General features: G+C 59.6%; 17 protein-coding genes. All 17 read right to left on the reverse strand.

Going from position 1 to position 17361, the window contains the following annotated elements; genetic code table 11:
- Window positions 1–8 precede the first annotated feature (8 nt).
- The gene (gene traF / locus O3298_RS15165; protein WP_305059918.1) at window positions 9–533 is read right to left on the reverse strand and encodes a conjugative transfer signal peptidase TraF; all 525 of its coding nucleotides are present in this window, start codon (window positions 531–533) and stop codon (window positions 9–11) included.
- A complete protein-coding gene (locus O3298_RS15170) occupies window positions 530–874 on the reverse strand; it encodes a hypothetical protein (protein WP_249936330.1) in 345 nt (114 codons plus the stop codon). The genes traF and O3298_RS15170 overlap by 4 nt, the downstream gene beginning before the upstream one ends.
- A 5-nt stretch (window positions 875–879) precedes the next feature.
- Entirely contained in the window at window positions 880–3447 is a 2568-nt protein-coding gene (traC, locus tag O3298_RS15175; protein WP_305059919.1) for a type IV secretion system protein TraC, read from the reverse strand.
- 26 nt (window positions 3448–3473) lie between these two features.
- Window positions 3474–4136 (reverse strand): type IV conjugative transfer system lipoprotein TraV, encoded by a 663-nt coding sequence (gene traV, locus O3298_RS15180; protein WP_305059920.1) that lies wholly within the window; start codon window positions 4134–4136, stop codon window positions 3474–3476.
- Between the two features lie 2 nt (window positions 4137–4138).
- Entirely contained in the window at window positions 4139–4927 is a 789-nt protein-coding gene (locus tag O3298_RS15185; RefSeq protein ID WP_305059921.1) for a DsbC family protein, read from the reverse strand.
- Complete coding sequence (locus tag O3298_RS15190; protein ID WP_305059922.1) at window positions 4911–6293, reverse strand: TrbI/VirB10 family protein; 1383 nt, start codon at window positions 6291–6293, stop codon at window positions 4911–4913. Before O3298_RS15190 ends, O3298_RS15185 begins: the two co-directional genes overlap by 17 nt.
- 6 nt (window positions 6294–6299) lie before the next feature.
- Window positions 6300–7106, reverse strand: a complete 807-nt coding sequence (locus tag O3298_RS15195; RefSeq protein WP_305059923.1) for a type-F conjugative transfer system secretin TraK — start codon at window positions 7104–7106, stop codon at window positions 6300–6302.
- The gene (traE, locus tag O3298_RS15200) at window positions 7057–7659 is read right to left on the reverse strand and encodes a type IV conjugative transfer system protein TraE (protein ID WP_305059924.1); all 603 of its coding nucleotides are present in this window, start codon (window positions 7657–7659) and stop codon (window positions 7057–7059) included. Before traE ends, O3298_RS15195 begins: the two co-directional genes overlap by 50 nt.
- 16 nt (window positions 7660–7675) lie before the next feature.
- Window positions 7676–7975, reverse strand: a complete 300-nt coding sequence (traL, locus tag O3298_RS15205) for a type IV conjugative transfer system protein TraL (protein ID WP_092715502.1) — start codon at window positions 7973–7975, stop codon at window positions 7676–7678.
- Window positions 7976–8019: 44 nt separating this feature from the next.
- A complete protein-coding gene (locus tag O3298_RS15210; protein ID WP_305059925.1) occupies window positions 8020–8400 on the reverse strand; it encodes a hypothetical protein in 381 nt (126 codons plus the stop codon).
- Window positions 8401–8571: 171 nt separating this feature from the next.
- Window positions 8572–9141, reverse strand: coding sequence for an OmpA family protein (locus O3298_RS15215; protein ID WP_305059926.1), 570 nt, complete (start codon window positions 9139–9141; stop codon window positions 8572–8574).
- 137 nt (window positions 9142–9278) lie between these two features.
- Window positions 9279–9839 (reverse strand): lytic transglycosylase domain-containing protein, encoded by a 561-nt coding sequence (locus tag O3298_RS15220; protein WP_305059927.1) that lies wholly within the window; start codon window positions 9837–9839, stop codon window positions 9279–9281.
- A gap of 153 nt (window positions 9840–9992) precedes the next feature.
- A complete protein-coding gene (locus tag O3298_RS15225; RefSeq protein WP_289913774.1) occupies window positions 9993–10499 on the reverse strand; it encodes a hypothetical protein in 507 nt (168 codons plus the stop codon).
- Window positions 10500–10654: 155 nt separating this feature from the next.
- Complete coding sequence (locus O3298_RS15230; RefSeq protein ID WP_289913775.1) at window positions 10655–11269, reverse strand: DUF4400 domain-containing protein; 615 nt, start codon at window positions 11267–11269, stop codon at window positions 10655–10657.
- The gene (traD, locus tag O3298_RS15235) at window positions 11263–13176 is read right to left on the reverse strand and encodes a conjugative transfer system coupling protein TraD (protein ID WP_289913776.1); all 1914 of its coding nucleotides are present in this window, start codon (window positions 13174–13176) and stop codon (window positions 11263–11265) included. The genes O3298_RS15230 and traD overlap by 7 nt, the downstream gene beginning before the upstream one ends.
- Before the next feature lie 2 nt (window positions 13177–13178).
- On the reverse strand, window positions 13179–14996 hold the full coding sequence (mobH, locus tag O3298_RS15240; RefSeq protein ID WP_369811589.1) for a MobH family relaxase: 1818 nt from the start codon (window positions 14994–14996) through the stop codon (window positions 13179–13181).
- A gap of 430 nt (window positions 14997–15426) precedes the next feature.
- Entirely contained in the window at window positions 15427–17358 is a 1932-nt protein-coding gene (locus O3298_RS15245; protein WP_305059928.1) for an acyl-CoA synthetase, read from the reverse strand.
- Between the last annotated feature and the right edge of the window lie 3 nt (window positions 17359–17361).

Genomic DNA, 17361 nt, shown 5'->3' on the forward strand with positions numbered 1-17361 from the left:
TCCATGGTTTAAAAGATCGGAATGACGACGCCCAGGACCGCGTCGGCGTGTACCAGGCCATTGATGCTGTAGCGTGAATCGAAGCTGTCCGGGCTGGTGCCTTGCACATAAAAATACGATGGCGGAATCACCATCTCGGCGATGGGATCGAGCCGGAGATGTTTGACGTTGGTATGGGTCTTGGCAAAACCGACTTCCTCACCATTGACGAACACGTGGCGATCCCGGACGGTCACTTTGTCGCCGGCCACGCCGCGCACGATCTTGAAGAACGGCTGGTGGTGCAGGCCGGGGAAGATGCGGTACGCCGCCCCTTCGAATGCATAGACGACATAATCACCGCGATGGATGCCCTTCGCCCGGTAGTCGACCACTGCGACCGTGTAGGGTAAGCTGGGGGTCACGTTAAACAGGATAGGCAGGCGCGGGGTGGCATCGATAAACAGACGCACATAGGCGAGTGTCCAGATCGCGACCAGCACCAGGTACAGATACCAGCGTCTGCGGACATGCTGAAAAAAATCGCGGGTCACAGTTTCACCTTTTTCCTGAGCAATGGAGTGAGATCGATCAGCGTCGCGCGGCTGCCGATCACCGCCGTTTTGTCGACCACCAGGCATGCGCACTCTTGCGGCAATTGCGCCAACGCAGCAGCAAAACGGGGGACGAATCGTTCAGCGTCAGATATCGCCTGCCGTCGCTCTATGTCGGTACGGCTGTTCGTCATGGCTTTAAAGACCTGTTCCTGCTTTGCATTGAAGACGTTCGCCACGTCGACGACCCCGATGACCAGCATCGGCCGCAGCACCAGACGGTCATATGCCGCAATGCCGATCGCCACGAAGCAGGCCGATACGAAGATGTTGATCAGCATGAGTCTCATTGGAGTCCCCTGTCGGCCAGTACCCGGGCGATGGCCTCGTCGATGGAGTAGCCCTGGGCACGCAAGGCATCAATCGGCTTGTTATCGGCCAGTTTGTTCGAGAAAAGCAGCTGTGTGGCGTGATCAATGACCAGGCGTACGACGCCTTCACCGATCGGCGACGAGACATACATTTCCGCAAAGGCGCCGGCCTCGGTGCGTAGCGATTTGAGTAGCCGCTTTTTGGCCGCATCCATGACGATGCGCTTGTTGCTTTCCAGGATTTCAATCGACTCCGGTTTTTGCCGCAGCAGGAAAACCCAGTCGGAGCAGTTGAAAGCGGCTGTCATTTGCACCGAACCGTAATAGTCATCGGCGCCCTGCGTCGCGGTGCCCAGTGCACCACCATACTTGCGCGCGCGGCGGGCAGCTTCTTCCACCACGGCGGCCTTGACCGGGTCGTCTGCACCGATCTCTCCAAGCTGTTGCTTGAGTTCATCGATGATCAGGAGCTTCTTGCGATCGCGGTTCAGGTACATCTCGCCGGTAATCTGGTACATCAGCAGGATATTGACGACGGCATGCAGATCGGGCTTGCGTTTGAGCTCTTCGTTTTCGATCACGACGAAGTCATTCGAGAAGTCGACGTTATTCTTGCCTTCGAAGAATCGTTCGTATTGCCCGCCTGTTGAGTACGGATTGAGCATGATGGCAAGATCGCGGATGCGGTCATCGCCTTTGATTTCGAGTTCGGCAATACTGCCGGTCTTGAATTCGTCGCGCAAAGCGGTGATCGTCAGATCATTGCCGTACGACTTCCATAGCTTCAGCAGGACCGTTGAAATGGCCTTATATTGCACTTCTTGCAATTGCTGACTCATTGAACACATCTTCGCCAGGGCGGGCAACAGCATATCGATGTCTTCGTGAATGTCATTGACCGCTGTAAACGGGTTCAAAATGATTTTCGAGCGGGGGCTGAACTCGACATGCGTGCCATTGGCTTTCTTGCACAGCTTCTCGAATGAGCGTCCGAGATCAAGCAGGCGCACTTGCGCACCGCCGGATCGGTATGACCAGGCTATCTCGTTGAGGGTGACTGACTTGCCGGATCCTGGGGCGCCGACGACGGCAAAATTGTAGTTGCCCAGGTCGTTGTCATACAGGTCCAGCGTCACGAGCTGGCCGCGGCGGCCGGCGAAGATGAGCGTTGGCGTGTCGGTTCCTCGCCATTCCGCCAGCAGGGGCGCGAGATGGATGGCGTTCGCCATGGATTTGCGCGTCACCCGCTTCATCTTCTTCATATCGTTGTGGAATGCGGGCGTCAGGGTCATGGGCAAGCTCGCCAGCAGCGCCTGGCGGTGCATGTACACATCGGCATTGAGTTCAAAGCCGCTGGCACGCCAGATGGCCTTGGCAGCTTCTGCCGCCGCCGTCGCCTCGGCTTGCGGCGAGAAAATGGCCAGCTGGTGGTACATCGAGACGAGGTTGCCGCCGACATCCATGGCGCTGGCGACTGCATTCCAGTCTTCCTGCTTCTTCTGCACGTCTGGCATGATGGCGGCCATCTTGCTGGCGGCGTTCTGTGTCGCGCGGATATGGTTCGCCGTAATCAATGTCCGCGTCGTGTTCGTATCGAGGATGTGCACGCCCATGGTGAGCAGGAACGGCGCACGGTACTGCAGTGCCGGCTGCATGGCATGGCCGATGAGGGCACCCATCTGCCAGAGGGGGAAACGTCCAGGAAACGATTTAATGGAGAAGAAGCGTGCTTCCACCCGCTGCGGCTTGCCTGGCTTCGAAAACCGGATGCCTTCATTGGTCGGCTCCTGGACGGTATCGAAGTCCACAATCTGATCCCGCAGTTCCCTACCCTCATCGTAGTGAATCCATGGGGTAAAACCGTCTGCGAGCCGGTGCGGATTGGTAAACAGTGCGCACCAGTTGATTAAGTCGGCCGCTTCGCATACGTTGCTGGGTAACGAAGCGGCGTCAAGGGTGCTTGCCATCGAATCGCGCAAACTGATGGCCGCTTCGCGCTGGCCGATATCATCCGCGCGTCCATCCGTCGTGACGCTCATCATCAGTCGAAAATCGCGTAGCGTAAAATGAAAACCCTTCGTCAGGGATTTCTGGCTTCCGGCCAGCAGATGTTGCACGCGCTGGCGCGCCAGCTGGCGATATAGATTGCTGTTCCGGGCCGGGCGGCCCCACTGCTGCGAGTTTTCATATTGATCCTCGTCTTCCATGCGCATGTTGGCATACTGGATCAGCGGGGCGCGGATGTCCGGCGAGCCAAACAGGTGAAATTGCACACCCGTGTTGGCCGGACAGTTGGTATACAGGCTTTGCAGCACTTCCACCATGCGCTCATCGGCGCCAGCCTGGGGCATGAGTTCGAGCATGAAACCGAGCCGGTGATGGCGATTAATGAACAGCTGCTCGCTGTCGACATAGGGACCGTACGGTAGCCAACTGGCAAACTGATCCTTGGAGAATTCTTCGCCTCGCCTTAATCCAAACAGATCCCAGATGCCAGCGCTGATCCCTTCGCCTGCATTTCCGGGCGTAAAAAACTTGAGCATATTTGTCCTCTCTGCATTCAACACCGCTATCGGTTTGTTGCCGACGCTTGAGACGGCGCGCTCTCTGGAGCCGTCGTGACGGCCCCGATGGGCGGATCGGTAAGGGCTCCCGCTGGCGGCGAGGATGGCGGTGTTTCGGCAGCGGGGTTAGCCTGTCCGGAGGGAGACGCTGTCCCCGGAGATGACGCCTGCTGAGGTGCGGGCGGTTTCAGGGGCGCATAGGCATCACGGATCTGCCGCTGGGCATGGGCAATCTGCCACCGGCCTGGGTCTGTCTGCAGGTAAACAAAAGACTGATCGTGGAGATCATGGTCGCTGTCCTCCCACGGTTTGATCCACAGCCGCATGACGCGCGGCGGCGAGCGCAGTGCGGCGGGCTCGAACGCAGGCGGTCCCTGCATGGAGCTGCCGCTGGAGGCAGCTTTTAGCATCGTGTACATGCTGCGGGGGGCTGCACGCGGCGTTCCTTTTGTGGGAGCCCCTTTGGACGCCGCGCCGCCGCCCAATGTCAACGAGTTGTAGTAATTGCCGGATACGGAGTTGCACTGCACGCCTTCCGGCGCCTTGCAGGCATACTCGGACTTACCGCCCAGGCCCGTCATGTCACCGCACCCGGCAAGAAGCATCAGGCAAACCGCTGTGGCGGACAGGTTGTTGACGCGGAGTGAATTAGATGAAATCAGCTGCATGATTACTCCTTGGGGTTCTTGCTGGCTTGGCGGCTGGAGGCGGCCTGCGCCAGATGGGCCTCGATCGCGCTGGCATTGATAAAGCCGGTTTCCCGTGCACCGTCAGTAAAAAAGAGAGTCGGCGTGCCCTGCACGCCCAACTTGCTGGCCAGGGCCAGGTTGCGGTCAAGCGGATGGGTACATGGGACAGGTGCGCCCTGCCCGTCCAGCGTGCCGCTGACGGCGCTGCGCCAGGCAGCCAGGCGGTCGGCAGCACACCAGATGCGCAAAGGTAAAACCTGGTCCTGGAATGGCACCATGAAGTTGTAGATGCGCAGGTTGTCGATCTTCGCCAGTTCCGGTTCGAGCTGGCGGCAATACGGACAATGTGGATCGGTGAAGAGATACAGGACGCGTTCGCCCTTGCCCTGCGTGGAGACGATCGCATCGGCCAACGGCAATTGGCGTACATCGATCGCCGCTGCCGTCGGTGCTGCCGTCGGTGCTGCCGGGCTGGCAGCGTTGCTCCGCTGCTGCAGTTTCGGTGCGGTCAGGTCGCGCATGGCGCGCAGATCGACCAGGCGTCCAAAAATCATGTAGTCAGGGCGGGTATCGGCGACAAAGCCGACGTTCTCTCCCATCCACACCTCGAAGACGTGGGGGATCGGCGTCGCCGTGACCGTATCAAAGGCCGTGCCGGGATAGGTTCGCTTCAGCACGGCGAGCAGTGTGTCCTCGGCCGTACTGGCGTGGGAGACAAAGGTGGCCGCGCAGGCAAGTGCGGCGAGGCCCAGTCTAGTCAGCTTCGTCATTGGGAACCTCCATCGTGCGCTCGGCAAGTCCGATCTGATCCTGCCGGTCCGCGTCGCTGCGTGACATGGGCCGCGCGGGAATGCGCACGCCACGGGTCAGCACCACGTCCACTTTGCGGCCCGCATGCACCTCGATGACGGGAAACGTCTGTTCGGCCAGCCGGATGTAATAGTTGGCCAGGTTGTTGAGCGCGCTCCCCATGCCGCTGCCAATGCCACGGCGGAACTGGTCGCCGGTGCCGCCGGTCGTCGTCGACAGGGTGCCAAACGGCGAAGTCGTAAATGAGCTGTTTCCTTGTGCAAAACCCTGGCCGATGCCGCTGACGATCCCTGCGCGCAGTCCATTGGCCAGCAGCTGCCCCTGTTTGGAGACGAGCGTGCCGCGCAGCCCCAGGTTGCCATCCTCCCCAAAGATGTTGCCCTCGATCTTGACCTCGACCACCGAGCGGTCGTAGCGGATGCAGGAGAGCACGTCGGTGCGCAGGTACGCGCGTTCGGAACTGATGTCGCCATAGCCGGAGGCAACCACAAAGCATTCCTTGACGTCCGCACGGAACTGATTCGGCAAGATGGCGGCGGCTGAAATCTTGATGAGTGCCGGCAGCGGATTGCTTTGGGCCTGGCCGCCCGTCGGGGCATCAATCCCGCCGAGCAGTTCTCCCGGCAGGATGCCGACTGGGAGGAAGTCGTCCAGCGTGTTTACTGGTTTCACCACATTGCCCCCGGCCTCCTTGGCGGCCCCGGTGTTCCCGCTGGAGTCTGTCGCGGCGCCCAGAGACACGCGTATCATGGGGGCGGGCGTCTCCGGTTGCTCGTTTGGCCGCAGTACGCCGGTGTTGCCACTGGCTGCGTCGGTGGCGGGTGAGCCTGGCGGCGCGTTGCCGCCTAGTGGCGTGCCGGGGGGGTACTGCGACGGAGCGGCCACAGGTGGCTGTGGTGTTGGCGGCGTAACGGACGCAGGCGGCGCTGGTGGGGGCCCTTGTTCTGCCGTGGCGGCGGTTTTTGCTTCCAGATCCGCCAGACGCTTGAGCAAGGCTGCTTCGACAGCCTTGCGATCGCTGTTGATTTTGTCTTGCGCTTCCTTGTCACTGTCATATTGGGCCAGCTTCTTGCCGGCATTGCCGACCCATTGATCTTCTGGCGAGATCTGGCCCGGCACCATCATGCTGGCATCATCCACATTGACGGTGGCACGTTTATCGGTCGACTTGGGAAGCTGCCGGGCGGGGCTGCCGGACTCGGAATAGGCCAGTACCGCCCACAAGACGCCAATGCAGGCTGTCACGATACCGGCGGCGGCCAGGTACTGCTGCTGCCTGGGCGTCAACCGTGCCGTGCAGGATTTCAGTGTTTGCATGATGCGCATGGCGATTCACTCCCCTGCCCTGATGACATAAACCCGCGTGCTCTCGTTCGGACGCAAGTTAAGGTTGTCGATGGCGACGGCCAGGACATCGCCATCGTCGCGGTCAAATTCCTGTTCTGCGAGCACCAGCGGCGCGCCGCTGACATTGCTGAGTACATAGGTCTCGCCGATGAGGCCACGGCCTTCAAACTGGCGGATGAGCGTCATTTCCGCTTCCGCCCACAGCAGGCGCGCTTCGTCGCGCTCTTCCATCCGGACGTCGTCGGGCACCTGCTCGGAAGCCATGAACATCAGCATCGATTTCAGGGAGCGGATGAATGTGGCGGACCTCGCTGGCGCCGCGCCGACGGCATTGGCTGCCCTGGCCTGGCGCCTGGCCGACTTGTCCGAGATCACGATGGTGTCTGCGGGAACCTCCGCGCGGTTCAGGCGCAAGGTGTAGGTGGCCGTAGCGGAAGAAATAAACAGGTTGATCGGCTTGGCAGCAGTGCCCACCGGCTGAATATAGATCTCGCCTTTTGCCAGATCGCAGGCAAGCGACAGCTGGCCGCCGGGATTGACGGCCGTGCCGGCGCCTGGCGCTACGGGCAGGCTGGCGTCGGCAGGTTTGGACGCACAGTTGCTGCTTGAATAAATGTTGCCGACGACGTCGATGATCTTGCCGCCCTCGATGCGGATGCGCGTCGGTTCATGTGCGGCGATGACCGCCTCGATGGGGGCGCCGTGCCTCACCTCTCTGGTCTGGTCGGCCCAAGCGGGGAGCTCAACGAGCCCCAGCAGCAGCCACGCCACTGGCAGTATCCGGTTTTCCATCTTTCAACTCCTTAAAATCTTTCAAATGCACGCGTGCGCCACGGAAGACGAAGTCCGCACGGTAGGTCTTGAGGTTGTCAGAGGTATTGGCCCCGTTCACCTGGGTTTTGAGGTAGCCGGTCATCGTGACCGATTGCGTTTCTTCGTCCGGCACAAGTTGCTGCATCTGGAAGTAGGTGCTGGCATTGAGCTTCTTCAGTCTTGCAGCCTCCAGATCCTGACGCGTCTTGATGCTGCCGGCGTTCTCCGGCAGGCACCAGCTGAGCAGCATGTCCTTCTTCCATTCGATCGACTTCGGCGTGACGTCCAGCATCAGGTAGGCGATATAGCCGGACATCTGCACCAGATAGTCGTTGCTGGCCTTGCCGTCCTCGATCCAGAATGTTTTATTGATGGCCGGCGGTACAATGACAGTGCGCTCCGTGCCCACGATGCGGACAACGATGGTCAACGCCAGCATCAGGCAAACAGACAGGATGCCAATGGCCAGGCGCTGGTCAAATACGCGGCGCCGCAGGGCGGCCAGGTCATCCTGATAGGTTTCCAGTTTCACGGTGCTCTCCTTGGTCCTACCCGACCATCTTGCGGATATGCGAAGGCGGGGTCGAGCGCATGGACGTCAGCGGGCTGACAGGCAGGTACCAGTACGCCCAGTGCAGGACAAAGGCCGGATGCTTGTCCGCTTTTTTGCGACTGAGCCAGCGCGACACGGCGACGCCGGCGCAGACCGCGAGGAAAAATCCGAGTTTGCTGCTGGCCAGATAGCCGACAAAGATCGAAAGGAGGACAGGAAAGGCGACATCAAAGTCCCATAGGCCAATCTTCCATTGGTCGTCCAGCCGTCGCGGAATATAGGTATCGGCTTGCATGGCGTCCTCCTTTCGTCGATGTGCAGCGTATCGGTTGGCTTGGTTCAGATCGTGGCGCCCATGATGGAGCCGCCGATGATCAGCCCGACCGCGCCGAAAATCGCCATGCCGATGTAGAACAGCACTGGGCTGAAATTACGCAGGGCGGTTAGCGAGATCAGGGCCACCACGAAGCCGATGAAACCGACCAGTGCTTTAACGCCGGGGGCCAGTGCGGCCAGTTGCGTCAGTGCGGACGTCAGCGGGCCGGTGATGCCGGTGAACGCGACGAGGTCGATGGCGGTGGCGGGAATGGCGGCGAGCAGGCCCAGGGTGATCAGGGTCAGCAGTGCCAGGACCTTGGCCGCAGTGGAGACGCGCAGGCCAAGCGGCCGCTTGCCATGTTGTTTGAAGGGGAGAACGGTGATGTATTGCAGGGTGTTCATGTGCATTCCAATCGTAATCGTGAAGAAAATTGCCTAAAACTGTCTGTGCGGGCGGCGAGGTGATGCGGCATGACGGCGTAGGGGGACCACGGACGGGGCATTGCCACGCGATCTTGCCCGGCCGGCACGCTCCCCGTGCCGAAGTCAGGTTGATCAGGTGAGTTGGGGTTCTCATCTCTGCACCTGCCGAGGTGCGTCGGCGGTGAGGCTGAGCTCCACCCTCCGGTTGTTCTGGCGCCCCGTTTCAGTCGCATTGGCGGCGGCGTAACAGCAAGCGCCGCTGCTTCCCACCTCAAGTTGAACTGCAGGAACGTGCAGATGGCGGCGCAGATAGCGCTCGACCCTGGCCGCGCGCTGGTGTGCGATGGCATCGTTCAGGGCCGGCGTTCCGGTGTTGTCTGTTATGCCAGCGATACGAATATGGGACGCTGGCTGCACCAGCGTGAGAAATTGCTGCAGAACGTGTTGGGCCGTTCTATCGAGGCGGGAAGAGCCCGGCGCAAAGTACACCGCAAGTTCGGTGACATCGGGCAAATCATGTTCGTTCGCTGCACCGGTTCCCACGGGTGTCCCAGCCATTGTCCGCTGAGTGCTGGCTGCCGCGATCGGGGCTTGCGGCACCTCTTCAATGTGCGCATCCCGTCTTGCCAGCGTCTTGGGCGTGCGCGTAGGACAAGCTGGATCGATACACAGGCCATAGCGTGCCTGTCTGCCGTAGTGAAGCTGAGTGATGTGCTGCATGTGCGACCCAGGCACGGCTGCGCGGGAAGACAGGCCTGCAGGTTGTGGCTGGGTATGCACATTTTCGCAAGAGGCCATCAGCAAGCTGGCGGCAGCCATTCCTGTGGCGGCTAGTGTGGCCTGAGCAATAGCGCGTCTCATGTCAGCCCCACTGCCACCAGCACAGGCTGCGTTGGGACGACCGATTCAGCGCGCACATTTTTCTGCGTCCGGTACTTACCGTGCGGCGTAGCGCGGCGCATTGCCGGCGGCTTGGTATGGGTGAGAAAGCCGTATACGCGCCACGCATAGCGGGTGCGCGTAGCCTGGCATTGGGCCGCATTCAGTTTGGTACACGAGGCGTTGTATGCACCGATCGCCTCCCAGGTATTGCCGAACCTTTGCAGCTTTTCCACGAGAATTCGGGAACCAGCATGAATGTTTTTACAGGGTTCATGCAGTTCTAGCTCAGTCACCCCCAAATTGCGTAAGACCCGTGGATCAGAATTGACACCCATATAGCCGATATCCACGGTACCGGTTTGGCGCAGATGGCGGCGATTGACTGCGTTCGGATCCAGTGACGATTCCGCTTGAGCGATCGCATAGAGCAGCGGTGCCGGAACATGGTGGCGCACGGCGGCCTGTTCCCAGCAAGCCCAGGCAGGACCCGGACAAACAATGAGGATCGCAATGATGCATGAAAGATGTCGTTCCATGGCAGGAAGCAGGCATAAACCCGAAAGCGTTGATCTACCCGGCGCGCGCAGGCGCCAGACCATCGAGGGTGCACATCGGGTAAGCCTGGCATCAGCCTGGCAAGGTCACTTCGGGTCGCATATCCGTTTGCGATATGCCTTGCGATCTGCCTCTTATGGCAGGTGCGATACTGCCCGCTCGGCGATATTGCGCCGGGCCTGTTCAAATATTTTCCCTTGCGCCCCCTCTTCCTGCAAGGCCAGGGCGATGCACGCGGTCGTAAACTGTCCCAGGTCGAATCGGGGATAGGGATGCCGATTCATTTCTGACTTCTGCAGCGCCAGCAACAATACATACTGTGCGCGCCAGATTTCCTCTTGTCGACGCGGCATGCATTGGTCGCGCAACACCATCCGTGTATGCAAAAACGAAAAAATATGCTTCGCCGGTTCCGGTTGTACAAATACTCTTGCAATACAAGCACTAATCAGATCGGGATACCGCAATTTCGGCGAACAATTGTGCTGATGGTTGAACAACCGGTCGAGTTGATGAAATTCCTCCATCCATACCAACGTACCGATCGTTTCGTCACACCGCGAGGATGAGGCCGCAGAACGATGCGTAGCGGCCGTTTGAGCGGAAGATGAGGGCGGCATCGAACGAAATTCAGTATTCATGGCGACTCGAAATCAAAAATGACTGCGTACGACATCATGCTAGCGCATCGCAACACCAATGTTTGTCCAAAAAGTCGCGCTTTTTAAGGCCTATTTGGATTAACTCGCGCCCCGGTCGGTGAATAGCGAGAGCTGCGAGGCCGTTACCTGTCCGCTCACGCATAGTGCACCACTATTCGCCCTGCCAGCCACGCCACCCCACCCAACATCGCAGGCAACAGAAGCGGAGACAGTTGAACAGGCAGCACACACGCTACTGCCAACAGACAAACGAGCAAGATCGCTACTCCCATCGCTGCCGCAAACCACTCCGGGTGCGGCCTGGCGAAGCCCAGGCGTTTAATTCGCCGGCGCACCATCGCATCCACGATGAAGGCCATCATCAGCACCGCAAACGTCGCCCACCACTGTACAATGCCTGCTAGTCTGTACAGCGCCAGCATGGTCAGCGTATCGAGTGAGCGAAAATAGCTGCTCTGGAACAGCTGTGAGCGTACCCGCCCAAGGCTATTGGCGATAGGTTGTGCTACTGGGTTCACCTGCACATCCTGGACGTGAATCGATGCCGGTTGAGCGGCCAATGCAGCTTGATACTCAAACAATCGACCCAGCACGCGCCCTGCATATGGATTACCCCAGCAATCCGCACTGGCGATATGCTCCGCGCGAATCTGCGCGACAAATCGCTGCGGTGGAAAGGCTGAGGGCAGGTACAGCACCAGAATTAGCAGTACGCTCAGCGAGACGATAGCCGTCAACCGAATCAGCATGTCTCCCCCGAATCCTTGTCTTCAAAACAGGCATCGTCCGCGCCTGGGTCGACCAGCGTAAACCGCCCCTTGTAGACATGTCCACCAGAAACGGAAGCGAAGAACTGCAAATTGGGTAATTTACCCAGAAGCGATGGCGGCACTAATTCGTTGACCTCCTCGCTCAATTGGGTCGAATCGACAGCCGTAAAATCCGTGAAATGGCCGTCTCTGGCCGTGTTATGCCCTACTTTCATGTTATGGATGGTGGTCTGCCCCAGTGTTTCATTGATGAACTCCTGAGTGGGCTGATCCTTGGTCCGGAAGGCGATGAGGTTATTCAGGTTCCCCAATGCCATGCGTGCCGCCTCCTGGCTGCCAAGGCGTTTGGCCAGATCGGCAATCGTCTGCATGGCGGCCGTGGTGTACAGCCCGCCCTCGGCACCTTTGTTCAATATCTCGATCAACGGCTGATTAATCACGTTGGATAGCTCATCTACAAACAGGGCGATGCGCCGCTCTCCTCCCAGGTTGTAGCGAATACCGGAGCGGGCCGCCAGGTCGGCCAGCGCCATGGCGCCGATAGCCGTGGCAACGGAAGGATCCGGTAATGAGTCCAGACACAGCAGCAGTACATGTCCCGCGCGCTCGATCTTTTCCAGATTCATGATCGGGCGCTGGTCATCGGCATCAAACGGATCCGGCGACAGGCTTTTGCCCAGATCTCCGGAGGTCAGCATGGACAAGATCGGTAAAAGATTGGCGGTTATTTTCTGATAGTGTTCGCGGTTATGCTGAAATACCCGGACCTGTGAACTGACCACCGGATCACGCCGAGCTTCATGCACATGATGATCGTAGTAAGTCACGTACGCCAACAGCTCCTGGCTCGCGGCTGGCGTTGGCGACTTGATCTGGCCTCTCCGCGCTTTATCAAGCAAGCGCACCATCTCGGGTGTGCTACGCCACTGCATGCCAAGAAGCTGTTCGTAAAAACGCTGGAACGCCTGTTCCAGGATGGGTTCGACGCCTCCCTCAATATACTGCTTTAGTTTTTCCAAGTTCGGGCGCTTCTCCAGTTGCACCATCCCTTGCACGACCACATTCACCGCATCCCAACCAAATGCGCTGAACGTTCCAGCTGTGTCCGGTGGCATGATTGACTGAATCCGCGAAGCGACTTCAGTCGGCTTTTGCCAGTTGAACGTGAAGTCAAGACGCACACCCGTTTCCGGAAAAGCAGGATGAAACCAAAGAAAACTATCTGGCTCCCGATACATTTGACACGCCTTCATGACCAATCGCTTGAGGCGACGTGAGTTTTTCGGATCAATAATAATGACGACATCACCACGTCGGATGGCTTGAAAAATCAACCAGCCAAGGCATACCCCTTTGCCGGACTGCGTGGTTCCGACCACCAAGGTTCCCCCTTCAAAGTTCTGCAGCGGACGTATCAACAAGCGCTCTTCCGACTCGACGCCATGAATCCAGGGCAAGCCAATCTCTGCGTCGGATTGTGGATTGGGCTGGTACCCCAGAGCGCGTATGAACCAGGGAGAAATGGTCATCGCGCGATAATCGATCTTGATCAGCTCATAAAGCCGCTGCGAGTGCAGTGGCAACCAGATAAAGCCCAGGCCGAATACGACCTGTTCTGGATCGCCTGTCCATCTGGCGAGCCGGGAAATTGGAACCATTTCCATGGCGCGGCCAGACAACGCGGCACGAATACGCACAATACGCAGGGCTTGCTGGCAGCGAATCAAGGCAATGAGAAGTGAAACAAAAATGAGCGGAACGCCCGCACGCGGTGGTAAATGATCAGGTATTAGAGAGTAAAAAATGGCGGCGGCGAGAATCCATGCCAGGGCGGCGGCCCCCTCAACGGGACTACGCCATGGCATTTCATACTGTCGCAGCAACATGATCAACCTGCGTTCGAATTGATTGAAGTCTCCCCTGCTCCATCCAAGCCCTCGATGAATTGGAGAGCGATGACCATTCCTACCAGTTGCTTGCCATGCAGGTTGTGATACTCAACAGGCTCGGTTCCTGCTGGCCCTGTGACCAGCATGTTGGCATCGGCAAGGGCGCGTAGCGCCATCTTCCCATCCGCCTGTCGCGCCACGAAGGCGTCCAGGGGCACAAACAGGCCTGACACCATGGGATAGCATGCCGGAGGCAAGGTCGTATCATTGAGAGTCTGCACGATCGCTTGCAGTATCTTGGCAACACCTGGATTCAATCGAATCGGCGCGCGTAACGCGTATGTTGCCGTTGCTGGCTGGCTTGGCTTGGTATCGTTGACTTTCTTCAGCTTTCCTTGGCGGCCATCGGTACGTGGTTCGATACCGGCACTCCCCTCCACTGCAGGGATAGGTGGGATGGTTGGCAGCGACAACTGACGATCGCTAGCATCCGGCGGCGCCTCTGGTCCAGCACACCCTTCCTGAGCCTGGGATGGTGTCGTCCCCGCCTGCCGAAGCTTGGAGTCGCGCTCCCTGGTTTGCCCCGCCGCACGAGTGCCATTGAAAGCAATATCACTATCCAGCGCCACTGGTGGCGGGTGTAAGACAGCAAGGACACAACCTGGCGTTACCAACTTCAACGCCTCCAAGGGTTCAGGGGTACCTGGTGGCCGGATAGACCAAACACTCTCGTCCGAACTCATTGGCAGGATGATCCCGGCATCACTCAAAATTTCCATGGCATCTGCTGGCGAGGCCGGCAAGCCATACAATCCCTCATCTTGCAGCAAGGTGAGTACGTCGCTGATACCATTCGGCCACACCAGAAACAAACCATCCCGCCCAAGCCACATGCGGGACCGATCCGAATTGGGCACCCATCCCTGATGAGACTGCACCAACTCGCGCATCGCGTTCAGGAGAAACCTCGCAAGATAGGCTCTCGCCCGCGCTCTACCTGCCGGCGCATCTGCATCGCGCAAGTCGCGGTGTATCACCAAAGTCGATGCTCGATTCACGAGATGATCAATGACATTATGATCGTGATACCTCACCTCACCGCTGATCGCTGCGAGCATGTGGGCGGCGATCATTGAGCCGTCGTGTGTCAGGTAGGCCAACGTGCCGATCGGCAGGATCATCGGCAACGCAAACAGCGACAGGGAGCGGCACTCCTGCCTGGCCTCACTCCACCTGACGAACAGACTACCAACCTCGTGTTTGTGGATCCAGTCTTCGAGGGGTGTCAGGTATGGCTGCCACACCGTTCCATGCGCATCACTCACGACGACAGTGTCCAAGGCGCGGTAGAGGTATGCACATAGGCCCGCGACGAAGGTGCCAAAGCGCCAGCGTGGCTCCAACTGTCGACGAGTAGAAATCGTCGCTCTGCCAGCAAAAATCTGCGAATCGGTCGCTTGTAATGCAAAGAACGCCGTCTCCAGTCCCAGGCGTGCTAGCCCTCCAGGGCGAGCAAAAAAACTGTCCTGCGTCGCTGACAATACGTTCACGTAAGCGATGTACTTCCTGATGACCGGAAGCATTTCCTTGGCAAAGGCATTCGCATCGCCGCCATAAGCCAATTTGATGCGCCCCAGGATATCCCGATTATCGTCCAAGATCGCATCGACACTACGGGGACGCATCCCGCCGTCACGCGTATGAGCAGTTTGGGGCAGTGAACGTTGCGGACAGATGGGCGTGGCTTGACGGCAGCGATCACGTCGACGATGGTGGCCAAGCCAACCCAGGTATTTGAAGAGACTCACTGTGGCCATAAGGAACACTCACGTGGCTATGTGAGCATTATCGCTATGCAGATCAACGTACGTCCAAGTGAAAGCCTGCCTTTACTGCGATCATTCATCGACATTATGACGATGAATTCACCGATGCAACGCCCCTGCCGGATCCTGGCTGATATACGTTCCTATAGCCGCCGCCAGCAGGGCATGCCGCGCCTACACCCGAGCTCGCGCAGTAGGCAAATAAGCCAAGCTCGGAGCACGAACAAGGCAGTGCTCAACACGGTTTGGTCATTAATACGTAGCAAACCACCTTTTTGGTGATGTTAGATGTACCGAAAGGTGAGCCGCGATATTGGACCGGAGCTTATCGCTCTACAATACTGATTCCGAAAGGACTTCCCTGTAGAAACACCGTCTTCGTTTTATCCCGGATCGCCGTGTACGTCCGCTTTCGCCTATTCTAGAGCGCCCGTGACCGGTGCTGGAAGGTGTAGCGCGCCAGCGCGGCCTGGAACGCCGTCGTGTCGCCCGCCGCGCTCCATTCGATGACGGTGCCATGCCGCTCATCGGCGCGCGCTTCCAGCGTCAGCAGTTCGAGCTGCAGGGCGCTGGCCTCCGCCTGCACGACGGACAATATTTCGCGCCGCAGCAAGTCGGGCTTGAAGATCTTCCCCACCGTCGTGGTCGGCAATGCCGCCATGATATGGATAGTCTTGGGCAATGCAGCCCGTTCCGGTATATGCTCCAGCGCAAATTGCTGCAGCTGCTCCGGCGTAGCCGTCGCGCCCGGGTGCAGCTGAACATACGCGACGGGCAGCTCGCCCGCATAGGCATCGGGCCGTCCCACGGCGGCGGCCAGCGCCACCGCCGGATGGCGGCACAACGGCTCTTCGATCCACTTCGGATCGATATTGTGGCCGCCGCGGATGATCAATTCCTTGGTCCGGCCAGCCAGCCAGACATGGCCATCCGCCTCCATGCGGCCCAGATCGCCCGTGTTGAACCAGTCCTGCTGCATGCCCTCCCCGTCCGGGCACGTCACCCAGATGCCCCGGTTGTGCACGGGATCGAGGTAGCCCTTGAACAGATTCGGGCCGCGGATCAGCAAGGCGCCTACTTCGTCCGCCGCCGCGTCGCGCACATGGCCGCCATGCGCATCGAGGATGGCGATGCGCACGCCCTGCCACGGCAGGCGCAGGCCGATCGAGCCATAGCGGTAGTCGCCGCCCGGGATGTTCAGGGTCGATACGCAACCGCCTTCCGTCAAGCCATAGCCTTCACCAATGCGGATGCCGAAGGTGTCCATGAAGCGCTTGAACAGCTCCTGCGGCATGGGCGCCGCGCCGCAGATGCCGAGTTTGACGCAAGACAAATCCAGTCCCGCGCTGGGCGCCTGCAGCAGCGCCGCATAAATCGTCGGCACGCCCGAAAATGCCACCACCCGGTGGTGCGCGACGATTTCCCAGAACAGGGAAATGAGCTGCGGCGCGCGGTAGCCTTGCGGCGTGGCCAGCAGCACGTGGCCGCCGTGGCTCCAGCTCGACAAGCCCGTCACCAGCTGCGCATTCACGTGAAACAGGGGCAAGCCGCAAAACATGGTGTCGCCCGGGCCCATCAGCGCGTCGCCGATCACGGCCGTCACCTGCAGCGCATTGGCCACTTCCGTCAGATGGGTGCGCACGGCGATCTTCGGCATGCCGGTCGTGCCGCCCGTGCAGAAGCAGGAAGCGACATCATCCAGTGCCGGTGCGGCGAAATCGAGCTGCCGCGCGCTTTCGCGCATCAGCAGGCTGTGGAAATCGTGCACGGGCAAGTCGACCAGCAGCGGCGTGGCCTCGCCCGCGTCCTGCGCCGCCGTCCCATAATGCTCGGTCGACACGGCCACGATGGCTTGCAGGCTGGCGATGCCGGCAACGGCTTGCGCCACCTTGTCCCACAGATCCTGGCCGCTGGCCGGTGCCACGGTCACCACCAGCCGCGGCTGCGCGGCCTGCAGCAGTTGCCCGATGGTGCCGGCTTCCAGCATGGGATTGATCGCCATCACGATGCCGGCCGTTTCTCCGCCCCAGATCGTCCAGTGGGTTTCCGGCAGATTCGGCAGGATGAAGGCGACCAGCGCACCCCGCTCCAGGCCCAGCTTGCGGAACATATTGGCCGCGCGCGTGATCTGCCCCAGGTTCTCGGCATGGCTCCAGACATGCGGTTGCGCATAGTCCTGCGCGCGCATGAAAAAGGACAGCGCCGGCGCATCGGGAGCAAGCGCCGCGCCCCGCCGCAGCAAGTCATAGGTATTGGCGACGCCATCGAGCGGCAAATCGCGGGCAGCCTCAAGGGCCAGCAAGTCGCCGACGCTGGCGAGGGAAGTCAAGGAAGGCAGGGAAATTGGCATCATGAG

This window comes from Janthinobacterium sp. SUN137 (assembly GCF_030587265.1).
GTDB classification, from domain to species: Bacteria; Pseudomonadota; Gammaproteobacteria; order Burkholderiales; family Burkholderiaceae_D; genus Janthinobacterium; species Janthinobacterium kumbetense.

Bases quoted from the DNA above. Each gene is read 5' to 3' on its own strand.
- O3298_RS15170 (WP_249936330.1), bottom strand. From the start codon at position 874: ATGCTGATCAACATCTTCGTATCGGCCTGCTTCGTGGCGATCGGCATT.
- traC (WP_305059919.1), bottom strand. From the start codon at position 3,447: ATGCTCAAGTTTTTTACGCCCGGAAATGCAGGCGAAGGGATCAGCGCT.
- traV (WP_305059920.1), bottom strand. From the start codon at position 4,136: ATGCAGCTGATTTCATCTAATTCACTCCGCGTCAACAACCTGTCCGCC.
- O3298_RS15185 (WP_305059921.1), bottom strand. From the start codon at position 4,927: ATGACGAAGCTGACTAGACTGGGCCTCGCCGCACTTGCCTGCGCGGCC.
- O3298_RS15190 (WP_305059922.1), bottom strand. From the start codon at position 6,293: ATGCGCATCATGCAAACACTGAAATCCTGCACGGCACGGTTGACGCCC.
- O3298_RS15195 (WP_305059923.1), bottom strand. From the start codon at position 7,106: ATGGAAAACCGGATACTGCCAGTGGCGTGGCTGCTGCTGGGGCTCGTT.
- traL (WP_092715502.1), bottom strand. From the start codon at position 7,975: ATGCAAGCCGATACCTATATTCCGCGACGGCTGGACGACCAATGGAAG.
- O3298_RS15210 (WP_305059925.1), bottom strand. From the start codon at position 8,400: ATGAACACCCTGCAATACATCACCGTTCTCCCCTTCAAACAACATGGC.
- O3298_RS15215 (WP_305059926.1), bottom strand. From the start codon at position 9,141: ATGCAGCACATCACTCAGCTTCACTACGGCAGACAGGCACGCTATGGC.
- O3298_RS15220 (WP_305059927.1), bottom strand. From the start codon at position 9,839: ATGGAACGACATCTTTCATGCATCATTGCGATCCTCATTGTTTGTCCG.
- O3298_RS15225 (WP_289913774.1), bottom strand. From the start codon at position 10,499: ATGAATACTGAATTTCGTTCGATGCCGCCCTCATCTTCCGCTCAAACG.
- O3298_RS15230 (WP_289913775.1), bottom strand. From the start codon at position 11,269: ATGCTGATTCGGTTGACGGCTATCGTCTCGCTGAGCGTACTGCTAATT.
- traD (WP_289913776.1), bottom strand. From the start codon at position 13,176: ATGTTGCTGCGACAGTATGAAATGCCATGGCGTAGTCCCGTTGAGGGG.
- mobH (WP_369811589.1), bottom strand. From the start codon at position 14,996: ATGGCCACAGTGAGTCTCTTCAAATACCTGGGTTGGCTTGGCCACCAT.
- O3298_RS15245 (WP_305059928.1), bottom strand. From the start codon at position 17,358: ATGATGCCAATTTCCCTGCCTTCCTTGACTTCCCTCGCCAGCGTCGGC.